Here is a 12,612-nt window from a genome sequence, read left to right as displayed (position 1 = left end):
GGCGATCACAGCGCCCGGCACCCGAGCCTTATGCGCCAAACCTGACCATGTCGGGCCTGCGCAGGGCAATCGTGACCGTCTTCTCTTCGGTATAGAAATGCCGCATGCCTTCTATGCCTTCGCGGCCCAACCCCGAATCCTTGAACCCACCAAAAGGGAAGCGCAGGTCAAGCAGCATCGGCGTATTGACCAGCACCACACCCGCCTCGATCTCATTGCCGGCTCGCATACACTGTTCCAGGTCGGAGGACCACAGGTACGAAACCAGGCCGAACGCCGAGTCGTTGGCAATGCGGATTGCTTCGTCAAATGTGTCGAAGATCTGAATTGCCGCAAATGGCCCGAAGATTTCTTCCTGGCAAAGTCGACTTTGATTCGAGTCCACAAGCACCGCTGTCGGCTCGATGTAGTAACCCTTGGGGCAGTGCGCGGGGCGCTGCCCGCCCGTGAGAATCCGCGCACCTTCGGCCTTGGCGGTTTCGACAAACGACATGACACGCGCATAGTGCTGCGCGTTCGCCAAAGGCCCCAATTCGGTGTCCGGGTCGTCGGGGCTGCCCACCCGGATGCTGCGTGCTCGCTCAACAAAAGCACCGATGAAGGCGTCGGCAATCTCACGCTGCACCAGGATGCGCGAGCCCGCAAAGCATTGCTGGCCGTTATTGGTGTAGATAGCGCTCAAGGCGCCGTCCAGGGCCGCATCCAGATCAGCCGACGCAGTAATGATATTGGCAGACTTGCCGCCGAGTTCCAGATCCACGCGCTTGAGCTGCGGCGACGCGGCGGCAGCAATCATGCGGCCGGTATGAGTGCCGCCGGTAAACGACACGACGTTGACCAGCGGATGACGCACCAGCGCATCGCCCGTGACATCGCCCCGTCCGTTGACCATATTGACCACACCCGGCGGCACGCCCGCTTCAGTCAGCAGCTCCATGAAACGCGCCACCGCAAGCGGTGTCTGCTCAGCCGTTTTGACCACACAACTGTTGCCGAAGGCCAGGGCGGCGGCAATCTTGGTCGACGCCAGCGCAAGCGGCGCATTCCAGGGCGATATGAGCGCCGCAACGCCTGCCGGAACACGCACCACATAGCGCAGGTAGGCATCGTCCTGGATCCCGCTGCGTTCTGTGTTCTGCGACATCCAGTCGGCAAAAAATTCAAAGTTGCGCACAATGCGCGGAATTTGCCGGTTGCGCGCATATGCAAAGGGCAGGCCTGTGTTGATCACCTCCAGGCCCGCCAGCTCGTCAAAGTGCTGCGCGGTAAGCTCGGCAATGCGGCGGAATACGGCACGCCGCTGCGCGACCGGCATCCGCGACCAGACCCCCGCACGATAACTGGCGTGGGCGGCCTCGACGGCACGCGCGGTCTGCGCTTCATCCGCTTCGGACACCCAGGCAATGGTTTCTTCGGTGGCAGGATTGAGCACAGGCAGCCGCGTGCTGCCCGCAGGTTCCCAGCCACCTTGGATATAGCTGGTGACAATCTCAGGTATCGAAAGTTTGTGCATCATGCCGCCATCCATGTTCCACCGTTCACATGCAGCGTCTGGCCAGTGATATAGCCTGCGCCCGCTCCCAACAAAAACAGGGTCGGCCAGACGATCTCCTCTGGCTGGCCCAACCGCTCCATTGGCACGGTATGCATAAAGCGATCAATATCCAGATGTGTCTTTTTCTCGGGGCGGCCAGTTCCACCTTTCAGGAACGCTGTCTCGATCACGCCCGGCGCGATACCGTTGACACGAATCGCCGGCGACCATTCGCTGGCTAACGCGCGTACCAGATTCATCACACCCGCCTTGGCGACCGCATAGGCGGCATAGCCCGTGTGCGCAACGCGGACGCCAAACGTCGACGAAACCAGCACGGCAGCCGGCTGTCGACCCTGCTCTTGTGCACGCCGCAGCAGTGGCGCAGCCGCCCGCGCCACGTAGAACATGCCATGCAGGCTGGCATCAATGATGCCGTGCCAGCCATCGGTCTCCATGTCTTCAAGTGCAACCCGCTCGCCGGTATAGCCGACCAGATTCACCAATCCATCCAAGGCGTCCCATTTCTCGCCGATCCGCGCAAATGCGGCGGTCACATCCGCCTCGCTGGACACATTGCAAGGGATATACTCGACGCCAGCAATCTTTTCCGTCTGGCTGCACGAAGCCTCCAGATCCAGCACGCAGATGTCCAGGCCAAGGCCCACACCGGCCCGAACCAACTGGCGTCCCATCCCCCCGCAGCCCCCCACCACAAGCAGCCGATATCCAGCCTGCGGTGTCATTGCAGGCAGCGGCAGCCCGCCGCCCATACGATCCTCGCCACCGTTTCCACTCATTTCTGTTCTCCTGCTTGAACATGCTGTATCAATGCGGCCCATCGCTTGCTGTCACTGATCAGCAATGCCTGCATCTCCTCGGGCGAGCCTGCCCAGCGCTCGTGGGAAAGATCCTGAAAGCGTTTACCCACCTCATCGGAGCGGACAGCCTGCATCGACATTGCCTGCAGCTTCGTCAACTGCGCCGCCGGAACACGGGAGGACGTATACACACCCACGCCATACTGCCAGTCCATGTCCCGCAGCCCCAGTTCTTGCAGAGTGGCAAGCTGCGGCAGCAGTTGGCTACGCGCGATCCCCAGCAGCCCGAGTAGGTTCAGCTTGCCCGCCTGCGCCTGGGCGCGCGCAACGCTGACCGAATACAGGCCAATGTCGATCTGGCCACCCAGCATGTCGTTGAGCATCGGCGCCTCGCCTTTGTACGGCACATGTGTGCTGTCCAGGCCTAGTTGCTTGCTAAGCACGTCCAGCACAATATGGGTCGAGGTGCCTGCGCCGTAAGAGCCATAGGCGATCGGACGCTTTTTGCCCGCTTCGGCCAAGCTGGCCAGATCCGTGATGCCCGACTGCTTGCCCGCCGCCAACACCATAGGCGCACGCGTGAGGCCGACCACAGGCGCGAAATCATCCACGGCATCATAAGACGGCTTGATATTGAAACCTGTGTTGGTCAACTGCGTGGTCGGCGTGAGCAACAGTGTGTATCCGTCCGGCTCGGCTCGCAAAACTGCCTCGGCGCCGATCATCCCCGATGCGCCGCCCTTGTTCTCCACAATGACCGGTTGGCCCGCAATGGCAGCCAGACGTTCGCCGAATACCCGTGCAATGGTGTCGGCGGCGCCGCCCGCCGGATAGGGCACCACAACGCGTATCGGTTTATCAGGATATGCGGCAAGCGCCGCACTCGTCCACGTTATCGAAGCTGCCGCCACGACAGCGGCAACGCAAAAGGCACGCCTTTGCATCTCGTTATCTCCTAACTTTTCATTGAATGTGTCCCATCCACCAGACGCGGTGAATGGGACGAAGTGGCGTCTTGCGGTCAGGCATTCATCCAGGCGCGCAAGGTGTCCGCCAGCGCTTGGGGCCGCTCCATCGGCGCCAGATGCCCTGCGCCCTCGATGCAGGCCACGGTGGCACCCGGTATCGCCGCCCCAAAGCCAGTCACGCTGGAAGGCGGAAATACCTTGTCATGGCTGGCCGCCACCACGAGCGTCGGGATGTCTCCCGTCAGCAGCGACTGCCGATCCGGCCGCGCCATGACCGCTTCGGTATGGGCGATGAAACGCTCCGCACCGTAGTCGGCAACCATGGCCGAACGCGCCGCCATCAGTGATGCATCGGCCAGGCTGTCCGGGTGAAACGCATTGGCAGCCTGTTGCGCGATCATTTCGCTGTACCCACCGGCCCGCGCCCGTTCGATCGCCTGCTGGCGTCGGGTTTTCTGGGCCGGTGCATCGGCGAACGGCGCAGTGCAGATCAACGCGATGCCTTCGATGCGCTCCGGATAGCGCTCCAGCATCGCCAGGGCAACGTAGCCGCCGAAAGAAAACCCGCCCAGCCAGAAACGGTCGGGCAAGTCCACCACCAGCGCGTCCGCAATGGCTTCAACGCTCGGCAGCGCGTCGCACGTGGGCGTGCGAACATCCGCACACTCACGCATGGCCGCCGCCACACCATCAAATACCGCGCCTGTATTGTTCAGGCCGGGAATCAACACGAGCGTTTTCATGGCTTAGCCCGGAATGTAAGCCGGATCGCGGCCTTCTCCGCTGATGCGATCGGCTTCCACCCAACACGCGTGCGTCCCGGCCGAAATACGGTGCGGCAGAATGATCTGGGCGACAGGGCCGGCCGAGATATTGCTGGCGTCCAGGATCAGGCACTCCGAACGGTTGAGGTTCATATCGTTCAGGAAGGTCAGCAGATAGCCGTCATCCTCCGCCTTGGCGCCGATGCGGCGTGCAATTTGCGGCTCACTACCGTAGCGGCCCGGGCCGTACTCGAAGGTTTGCGTCTTGCGATCCTGCATGTCGTAGCGCTTCAGGCCGCGGAACAGCCACTCGCCCTTTTCGTACAGCACGTTGTAGCTGTAGCGATACGGCCGGCCAACGTAATCGTTGCTGATCACGGGGAACTCGGTGATCTCGTCGTCGATCATTTCTTCGCGCGTCTGTCCCGTCCGCAGGTTGAAGCGCCAGCGGTACATATGGGTCGGGTTGTTGTGCTTGTCCAGGTGCGCGCGGATGCGCTGGTAGGCGCCCTGCCGCCCGCCTTCGGTCTGGCCGACGGCCGGCTTGTGCGGATTGGGCATGATGCAACCGTCCATCACTATTTCATCGCCGTCCTCGTAGCTGTTCGCCAGGTGAAGAATGTGGCAGGGCGTGCCCTCGAACCACTTGATGGTCGAGTTGTCGCCATGGCGCGGCAGAATGCCGAAGCGGGCAGGGACGTCGGGGAAGAACGTAATCTTGCGTTGGCCCTTCTTGAGCAGTTCGGGATCGAAGAAGAAGGGCAGGTCATGCAAAATGGTGTAGTTCTTGGTGACACCGATATCGTGCGGCCAGCGCGCGCCGGGCAGCTCGATGGGCACGTAGTGCACCAGTTGGTTGTTCTTGTCGATCACGCCGTAGTGCATGTGCGGCCAGCGCTCAGGGTAATTGAAGAACATCATCTCGCCCGTCGCAGGGTCAACTTTGTAGTGCGACGCCACGCCGTCGGGTACGCGCTGAGCCCAGTTGCCGTCCACACCCAGCGTTTCCAGCGACAATGGATCCAGGCGCCAGGGCTCGCTGCCCTGCGACATCGACGCCAGCAGCTTGCCACAGTGCGCCATCACGTCCGTGCCTGCGTTGTCCTTCATGGCCCCCATTGAGCCCCAGCCGCGGCGCGTGTATTTTTGCGGCGACAGAATGCCGGGCCACAGCGATTTGCCAGCGGCCTGTTCCGCCAGAAAGCCGGTGGTGCGCACAAAGCGGTTGCGGTACGTCGCCTTGCCATCCTGGAAATGCATGGCGTGCAGCATGCCATCGCCATCGAAGGGGTGATAAATATCCAGCGCCTCATGCACCTGGTTGTGCGTGTTGCGGATGTAGATGCCGGCAAGATCCTTTGGAATTTCGCCGATGACTTTCATGGTGTCGGTGTTTGCCGTTACCTCGTCGAACTGGGGCTGAAACGCGCCGCGCAGAAACGGGTGGTCGGTATTGGGATCCAATGAACTGGCAACCGTGTTGATTATTTCGTACATGGTCTCTTCCTTGCTTAGTAATGGCGACGTTGTCGCTGTCTCGATGCGCCGAATACTGACCGGCGTTATTCTTCCTTCAGTACAATCTGGCCCGACTTGATCACGTCGGAGTAGCTGCGGCCGCGTGCAATAATCAGCTCGGTCAGCTCATGGCGCGAGTTCGCGGTCACCGTATAGCCCATGTTGCCGAGCAGCTCCTGCACGCGGGGCGCTTTCAGTGCCTTGACGAGCGCGGCGCTAACCTTGTCAAGCACGGGTTGCGGCGTGCCGGCGGCCGCCGCGTACCCTACCCAACCGTCAGACACAAAGTCGTAGCCGAGCTCTTTAAAGGTCGGCACATCCGGCAGCGCCGAAACACGCTTGCGGGACGTCACAGCCAGCGGCGTGACTTTGCCGCCCTCGATATACGTCTTTCCGGCATTGCTCACCAGGGCGTAGTCGATATGGCCGCCGGCGATGTCGATCAAAATGGCCGACTCGCCGGTATACGGCACACTGGTCGCCTTGTAGCCCAGCTTGTGGGCCATGGTCACGTTGTTGAAGTGAAAGCTCGAGCCGATGCCAGGGATGCCATACATCAGCGGCTCCTTCTGGGACTTGGCATACTCGACAAATTCCTTGATCGACTTCGCCCCGCTTTCGGGGTTGACGACCAACGTCAGGTACGTATCGACAGCGATGGTCAGGGGTTCGAGCTGCGACAGCGGCTTGATTTTGTAGTTAGGGTCCGTCAACGGCAGGGTGATCATCGTGGCGGGCACGATCAGGCCAAGCGTATGCCCATCCTTGGGCGCGCGTATCACTTCATTCAAGCCAATCTGGCCATTGGCGCCGGGCTTGTTCTCGACAACGACTCCGTACCCCGTATCCTTGGCCATCTGCTCGGCAATAATACGCGTCACTGAATCGGCCAGGCCGCCGGGAGGATAAGGCACCACCATGCGCACATCGCGCGTGGGCCAGGTAGCGGCATCGTCGGCAAAAGCGGGCTGGATGGCGCAAAAGCCCCCTACCGCCGCGACCAACGCCGCGGCGAACTTAACATTGAACAGTTTCATGGTGGTTGAGCAGTGCGGCATCTCGCCGCATCAATAAATCAGAAGAATGGCTGGAAAATCTGCTTAGTTCAGCGCGGACAAGAACCGCAGCACATGGCTGTTGAACGCATCATGCTGCTCGGCGAAAGCGTAGTGGGCCGCATCTGGAATACACACGAACTCGGCGTGCGGGATCAGCTCGGTAAGCTGCTCCATACCATCTGGACGGCCGACCTTGTCGTGCGCCCCCGCCAACAGCAATGTCGGCACAGCAACCTGCTTGAGCGTATCCAGCCCGTCATAGTTTGTGATGGCTGTGATTGCGGCGCAGAATGTATCGGCGTGGGTGCCTGCGGCAATGCGCTGCACCAGGTCTACCATCGGCCCCGACGAGCCCGGCGCAAACATGGACAGGATCACCGGCATCGCCGTTTCGCGGAAAGACTTGCCCTGCTTGAGCGGCGCGATGCGCTCTTCGAGAAACGTCTTCTTGTCTTCCTCGCTTTTCCGGCTGAAGCTGGCGACGGTGGCCGACACCACCAGCCCGTGCACCTTGCCGGGCAGGCGAACCGCAACGCCGGGGGCAATGATGCCGCCCATGCTGTGGCCCAACACGACATTACGGCGGGTGCCAAGGCGCTCCACCATTGTGGCTGCGGTATCGGCAAGACGCTCGATGCTCAAGCCGTCCGCAGGCAGCGGGCTCACACCGTAGCCCGGTGCATCCCAGGCCACAACGCGGTAGCCGTTGCTCGCCAGGGTGTTGATCTCATGCTCGAAATATGTTTTGGAACCATAAGCGCCGTGCAGCAGAAACACTGTTGTGTCGGCGTCGCCGGTTACCTGATAATCGGGAAAGCGATAGGGATTCATGGATGTACTAATCCTGCTAACGAAATTGTAAAAATCCTGCAAACGGTTTACTGCCGCCCGTATGCCACATGTGTATCGGCGGGCAGTTTCGGAATAGAGGTACGCGCCAGCGCCGCACGTATCTCATTGACAGCCGTGACCAGGCACGGCCCCACTTCATTGATCAGCCTGGCGCGCGTCATCGCGCTGCTGGGGCCACCGCACATGAACGAATACACATTGCCGTCTCCGCCATGCACCAGCGGCGTCGCAACCGCACTGACTTCCCGCGACCATGATTTCTCGTGCAACACGAAGCGCCTGCGGTCATAGTTGGCATAGGCTCGCTCTATCCGGCCACGCGCCTCCGCCCAGTCCTCATTGCTCTCCGCCTGCAACTGCGCGAGCAGCCGAGTGCGATCCGCCAAGGGCGCGCCCACCAAATACGCCAAGCCAATCGCGGTCGTCGTGATGGGCACTCGAGAGCCGATATCCGTGTTGACCACCAATTGGCTGCGCTGGGGCCGCACTACTTCCAGAAACACCATCGACAGCCGATCCCGCATGCCAAGGATGACGGAGCAATCGAGCTTGGACGACAACCGCTCCATATAAGGCCTGGCAACACGCTGCACACCGAGGTTGCGGTTGATCGACGCGCTCAGGCCCAGAAAACCCGCGCCCGCCACGTACTTGCCGTGGTGCCCCGCCCGGCGCAAATAGCCCAGTTCGGTCAGGGTGTAGGTCAATCGTGTCACCGTCGTATGCGGCAGACCTGTGCGTTGCGCGATGTCATGGTTACCCAGTTCACGGTCGGCATGAAATGATTCCAGAATCTGCAGCCCGCGGGCCAGCGCCGTCACAAACTTGCGCTCACTGCGACGCTCGGACTCTTCGGCATTAATGACTTGGTGCTCAGCGCGCTTGATCATGTCTTATCTCACTATACGGAAGGGGTTGTTGTGCGCCTACGCAACCCGCCACCGGAAAGTGGAGTCAGAATGCCAGCGCACTGCGACAACACCAAACACTCTTCCATCAAATACCGCTGTGCGGAAGAAGCTCTTTTAAGTTATTGATATTTAAATATCAGTATTTTCCCTATAAATTATTTAAGCAACTAGCATCTTCCTGTGTCCGACTTCCGGAGCCGTGGCGTCTCGCGTCCTACGGCGTCATGTTTCGTCACCTGCTACGGCAGACCACATGGGCAAGCTACGGGGGCTACGGGTTTCTACTGTGTCTGAAGCTTCAAATTTTCACTGTGCGGAATTGCGGGCGGTTGTGATTGCCACGCTATTTTCCGGATGCCAAGATTGCGGCCCTTCAAGGGATACGCCCTGACGCAAAGGCAAGGCCTCCCCGCAAACGCCCATATCCGGACTTCTCCGTCGGGCGCCTCCGATAAACACAGGGAGACATCACAATGAAGTACACGAACGCGGCCACCGTGGCCGCACTGGCTTTGTGCGGCCTGACATCCGCCAGCATGGCCCAGGCCAGCTCGGTAACGCTCTATGGCATTGTCGATGCCGGCGTGGAAAGCTACAACAATGCGCCCGGCGGCACGGAAACAGGCATGCGCTCCAGCGGCCAGCGCGGTACACGCTGGGGGCTGCATGGCAGCGAAGACTTGGGCAATGGCCTGAAAACCATTTTCCGCCTGGAGAGCGGCTTCAACGTCGGCACCGGCAAGGGCGACAGCAGCGGGTTGTTCAATCGTACATCCATGGTCGGCCTGAAGGGCGAGTGGGGCGAACTCACCCTCGGCCGGCAATACACCTCTGCCTTCAGCATCACCGGCGCGTTCACACCGTTCGGATGGTCTGGCCAGTATGACCCGATTTCACGGTATGTGACCTCGCGCTCCAACAACTCGGTAAAGTATCGCGGTACTTTCGAGAAACTGGATGCCAGCGCCTACTACGGCTTCCGCAGCCAGGAAGACCAGATGCGCTACGATGCCGGCAAGACGTCCGCCTATGGCGCGGCGGCAAGCTATAAATTCGGCCCCATCCGCGCCATGCTTGGCTATGACCACCTGGAGGCAACGCCGACATCCACACGCACCGGCGACACGGACAATTATCTCGCGGGCCTGCAGGCAAAATTCGGCTCATACAAGATTTCAGGCGTCTACCGCTATCGCGAAATTGAACAACGCCAAGCCGCGGACATTGTCAGCCACTTTTTCTCGCTTGGCGCCATGTATCAATTCACGCCCGCCAATAGCATCGAGCTGGCCTACTATCGCGAGCATTTCAAGAACGCCCCCACCGGGTACCTGGGCCTGACGGACGACACCTGGCAACAGTTTGCCGCGCGCGCCATGCACCGTTTCAGCAAGCGCACCAACGTCTATTTGATGGCCGTGCATGCCCGCAGCGGCCCCATCAACCTGGGCTTCACCTCCGACACCGGCGGCGCGGCCTACAAACTGGACAGCGGCAAAACCCACCAGTCCGGCGTTGCGATCGGTTTGTTCCACCAGTTCTGACCCGGCCTGAGCGTCGAAATAACCAACGCCGCCCGCCGTGTCCACGACGGCGGCATCTGAACGGTATGCGTCGGTCGCTCGGGCCACAACTGACGCGCCGGGCCGGCCCGCTTAATCAACCCCGACCACGAACCAGGCGGCGGCCTTACCGCCCGCCGCCCCCTCTACAGGCGTTCAGTCCTTCAGCAAACGCCACTGCCCGTCCTTGACCGTAATGAGCACACGGCCGCGCTCGTCGAAGCCGCTGTGATCTTCCGGCGTCATGTTGTAGACGCCCTGTGTGGCCACCAAACCCTTGGTTTGCTCCAACGCATCGCGCAATGCACTGCGGAATGCGGGCGTGCCCGGCTTGCCCGCCTTGGCCGCCAGCGGCGCCGCCTGCTCAAGCAGCAAGCCAGCGTCGTATACGTTGGCAGCGAAGGTTGCGGGCTGCTCGTTATAGATCGCCTTGTAGCGCTTGACGAACTCCTCGGCCACCTTCTTGGACAGATTGCTGTCATCGACCTCGGACAACACCAGCATGGGGCTGGCCGCCAGTATGGTGCCCTCGACGTCCTTGCCGCCCATCTTCAGGAAGGCCGGCAGCGCCGCGCCGTGGGTTTGGTAGACCTGACCTTTGTAGCCTTGCTTGACCAGGGTGGCCTGCGGCAGCACCGCTGCCGTGCCCGTGCCACCCACCAGCACCGCATCGGGGTTGGCCGCCAGGATCTTGAGCGATTGCCCGGTGACAGAACTGTCGGAGCGTTGATAGCGTTCAACCGGCCCAAGCTTGATGCCATGTTTTTGCGCCAGACCTGTGATTACCTTCAGCCAGTTTTCGCCATAGGCGTCGTTAAAACCAATGTACGCCAGCGTCTTTACGCCCTTGCGCACCATGTGCCCAACCAGGGCCTCGGCAATAATGTCATCATTCTGCGTGGTCTTGAATACCCACTTTTTCTCGGGCGTCATCGGCTGCACCGCCGCAGCCGTACCTACCGGCGCCAGCACAGGCGTACCCGATTCGGCCGCGAACTGGATCATGCTCATGATATTGGGCGAACCCGTGGGGCCGATCAGCGCATCGATTTTCTCTTCAGTGATCAACTTCTTGAAACTGGTGACCGACTGCGTGGTGTCGCTCGCGTCGTCCAGAGAAATATACTCAACCGACAGGTCGCCGAACTTCTTGGGCAGCAGGGCCACTGCGTTCTTTTGCGGGATGCCCACCATAGCGGTAGGCCCGGTGGACGAGGTAATAACACCAATTTTTACTTGCGCCAACGCGGGAGCGGACGCCAGGGCCGCCAGTACAGTGGCGCAGGCCAGGAACTTCAGTCGCATGATGGGAATGCCTTCAAGATAATGAGGAAACCGGGAAACACTAAAGATACCTCAAGTACGGCCCCCGCACTCGCAGAATCGACCGCATCAGTGTGGTGTTCCAACTGATCGAGTTGGTGGGCGATACGGACATAAGGAACATCGAAGGATCACTACCCAGGTTCGCTAATAGCAGCCCTTGCGACGGGTTGCTGGTTTGGGGCGCATTCTGCACACAAATACCCTTCAAAACGGAACTTTTTCATCAAAAAACTGCTCTTATGGGTATCTTTTTGAATTCTTTCCAGGCATTAGCACTCGATCGCATAGAGTGCTAATATTGGCTATGAACTTCCGTAAGGAACACCCATAACGATGACGCAATCCTCCCATTCGCTGGCCCTGTCCAACGCCCAGTTGGCGGTTGCCGTTTCCAATCCTGGTGCGCTCGGCACGATCGAAGCCTATATCAGTGCCGTCAATCGCCTGCCCATGCTGACCCACGACGAGGAAATGCAACTGGGGCGGCGCTTGCGCGACGAATCCGATCTCGATGCCGCACGCCAACTCATTACCGCGCACCTGCGCCTGGTCGTATCCATCGCCCGGCAGTACTTGGGTTATGGCCTTGCGCACGCCGACCTGATCCAGGAAGGCAATGTGGGCCTCATGAAGGCAGTCAAGCGCTTCGACCCTGACCGCGGGGTACGCTTGGTATCCTTCGCGGTGCATTGGATCAAAGCAGAGATCCATGAATACATCGTGCGCAACTGGCGGCTGGTAAAAGTAGCCACCACCAAGGCACAGCGCAAGCTGTTCTTCAACCTGCGCCGCATGCGGCCCGAAGACAGCGGCCAAAGCCTCGATTCGCACCAAGTAGACGCGATCGCCCGCGAGCTCAACGTTCGCCCACAGGACGTCTCCGAAATGGAGGTGCGCATGATGGGCCAGGAAATGGCCCTCGAGACCCGCGATGACGACGACGCATCGTTTGCGCCCATTTCGTACCTGTCCGACAACGGCGACCATGAGCCTTCCGCTGTGCTTGAACGCAATGCCTACTACACATTGCAAGGCGAAGGCTTGGCCAACGCGTTGGGTGTATTGGACGACCGCTCGCGCCGCATTGTTGAGGCACGCTGGCTGCAAGACGAGGGCGGTGCCACGCTGCATGAGCTCGCCGCCGAATTCGGTGTCTCCGCTGAACGCATCCGCCAAATCGAAGCCGCCGCGTTCAAAAAGCTGCGCACTGCGCTCACGGCCTGATTCTTCCCAGCTTCCCGGCCGCGCTTCGGTAACAAGTGCGGCCTTTTTTATTGCCCGAAGATGTCGTTTCTTAA

At 60.4% G+C, this 12,612-nt stretch carries 11 protein-coding genes; 2 read left to right on the top strand and 9 right to left on the bottom strand.

The annotated features are described in order from the left end of the window. Positions 1–28: 28 nt before the first annotated feature. The 8 genes from LOL23_RS04780 to LOL23_RS04745 form a co-directional block, all read right to left on the bottom strand. Positions 29–1,516: an aldehyde dehydrogenase gene (locus LOL23_RS04780; RefSeq protein ID WP_237173228.1), complete on the bottom strand. Its 1,488-nt coding sequence runs from the start codon at positions 1,514–1,516 to the stop codon at positions 29–31. Further along, on the bottom strand, positions 1,513–2,334 hold the full coding sequence (locus LOL23_RS04775; RefSeq protein ID WP_237173227.1) for an SDR family NAD(P)-dependent oxidoreductase: 822 nt from the start codon (positions 2,332–2,334) through the stop codon (positions 1,513–1,515). The genes LOL23_RS04780 and LOL23_RS04775 overlap by 4 nt, the downstream gene beginning before the upstream one ends. Continuing rightward, positions 2,331–3,299 (bottom strand): tripartite tricarboxylate transporter substrate binding protein, encoded by a 969-nt coding sequence (locus LOL23_RS04770; RefSeq protein WP_237173226.1) that lies wholly within the window; start codon positions 3,297–3,299, stop codon positions 2,331–2,333. Before LOL23_RS04770 ends, LOL23_RS04775 begins: the two co-directional genes overlap by 4 nt. Positions 3,300–3,376: 77 nt before the next feature. Beyond that, the gene (locus LOL23_RS04765) at positions 3,377–4,066 is read right to left on the bottom strand and encodes an alpha/beta fold hydrolase (RefSeq protein WP_160977757.1); all 690 of its coding nucleotides are present in this window, start codon (positions 4,064–4,066) and stop codon (positions 3,377–3,379) included. Positions 4,067–4,069: 3 nt separating this feature from the next. Beyond that, entirely contained in the window at positions 4,070–5,584 is a 1,515-nt protein-coding gene (locus tag LOL23_RS04760) for a carotenoid oxygenase family protein (protein ID WP_160977755.1), read from the bottom strand. A gap of 65 nt (positions 5,585–5,649) precedes the next feature. Continuing rightward, complete coding sequence (locus LOL23_RS04755) at positions 5,650–6,642, bottom strand: Bug family tripartite tricarboxylate transporter substrate binding protein (protein WP_160977753.1); 993 nt, start codon at positions 6,640–6,642, stop codon at positions 5,650–5,652. 63 nt (positions 6,643–6,705) lie between these two features. Then, complete coding sequence (locus LOL23_RS04750) at positions 6,706–7,494, bottom strand: alpha/beta fold hydrolase (protein ID WP_202411626.1); 789 nt, start codon at positions 7,492–7,494, stop codon at positions 6,706–6,708. Between the two features lie 47 nt (positions 7,495–7,541). Then, positions 7,542–8,405 (bottom strand): IclR family transcriptional regulator, encoded by an 864-nt coding sequence (locus tag LOL23_RS04745; RefSeq protein ID WP_160977751.1) that lies wholly within the window; start codon positions 8,403–8,405, stop codon positions 7,542–7,544. 494 nt (positions 8,406–8,899) lie between these two features. Between LOL23_RS04745 and LOL23_RS04740 the strand changes: the two genes are divergently transcribed. Beyond that, positions 8,900–9,970, top strand: coding sequence for a porin (locus LOL23_RS04740; RefSeq protein ID WP_237173225.1), 1,071 nt, complete (start codon positions 8,900–8,902; stop codon positions 9,968–9,970). Between the two features lie 174 nt (positions 9,971–10,144). Here the strand turns inward: LOL23_RS04740 and LOL23_RS04735 are convergent, their stop codons facing one another. Next, on the bottom strand, positions 10,145–11,293 hold the full coding sequence (locus LOL23_RS04735) for an ABC transporter substrate-binding protein (RefSeq protein WP_237173224.1): 1,149 nt from the start codon (positions 11,291–11,293) through the stop codon (positions 10,145–10,147). A gap of 354 nt (positions 11,294–11,647) precedes the next feature. On the opposite strand from LOL23_RS04735, the gene rpoH reads away from it, so the two are divergent. Next, a complete protein-coding gene (rpoH, locus tag LOL23_RS04730) occupies positions 11,648–12,538 on the top strand; it encodes an RNA polymerase sigma factor RpoH (RefSeq protein WP_160977745.1) in 891 nt (296 codons plus the stop codon). Positions 12,539–12,612 lie beyond the last annotated feature (74 nt).

It is taken from the genome of Paracandidimonas lactea (assembly GCF_021653995.1).
GTDB lineage: Bacteria > Pseudomonadota > Gammaproteobacteria > Burkholderiales > Burkholderiaceae_B > Allopusillimonas > Allopusillimonas lactea.
The sequence above is the reverse complement of the archived record's forward strand: the minus strand, read 5'-3'. Positions and strand labels throughout refer to the sequence as shown.

Excerpts from the sequence above, each read along its gene's own strand:
- LOL23_RS04780 (WP_237173228.1), bottom strand. The coding sequence starts at position 1,516 with ATGATGCACAAACTTTCGATACCTGAGATTGTCACCAGCTATATCCAA.
- LOL23_RS04775 (WP_237173227.1), bottom strand. The coding sequence starts at position 2,334 with ATGAGTGGAAACGGTGGCGAGGATCGTATGGGCGGCGGGCTGCCGCTG.
- LOL23_RS04770 (WP_237173226.1), bottom strand. The coding sequence starts at position 3,299 with ATGCAAAGGCGTGCCTTTTGCGTTGCCGCTGTCGTGGCGGCAGCTTCG.
- LOL23_RS04765 (WP_160977757.1), bottom strand. The coding sequence starts at position 4,066 with ATGAAAACGCTCGTGTTGATTCCCGGCCTGAACAATACAGGCGCGGTA.
- LOL23_RS04760 (WP_160977755.1), bottom strand. The coding sequence starts at position 5,584 with ATGTACGAAATAATCAACACGGTTGCCAGTTCATTGGATCCCAATACC.
- LOL23_RS04755 (WP_160977753.1), bottom strand. The coding sequence starts at position 6,642 with ATGAAACTGTTCAATGTTAAGTTCGCCGCGGCGTTGGTCGCGGCGGTA.
- LOL23_RS04750 (WP_202411626.1), bottom strand. The coding sequence starts at position 7,494 with ATGAATCCCTATCGCTTTCCCGATTATCAGGTAACCGGCGACGCCGAC.
- LOL23_RS04745 (WP_160977751.1), bottom strand. The coding sequence starts at position 8,405 with ATGATCAAGCGCGCTGAGCACCAAGTCATTAATGCCGAAGAGTCCGAG.
- LOL23_RS04740 (WP_237173225.1), top strand. The coding sequence starts at position 8,900 with ATGAAGTACACGAACGCGGCCACCGTGGCCGCACTGGCTTTGTGCGGC.
- LOL23_RS04735 (WP_237173224.1), bottom strand. The coding sequence starts at position 11,293 with ATGCGACTGAAGTTCCTGGCCTGCGCCACTGTACTGGCGGCCCTGGCG.
- rpoH (WP_160977745.1), top strand. The coding sequence starts at position 11,648 with ATGACGCAATCCTCCCATTCGCTGGCCCTGTCCAACGCCCAGTTGGCG.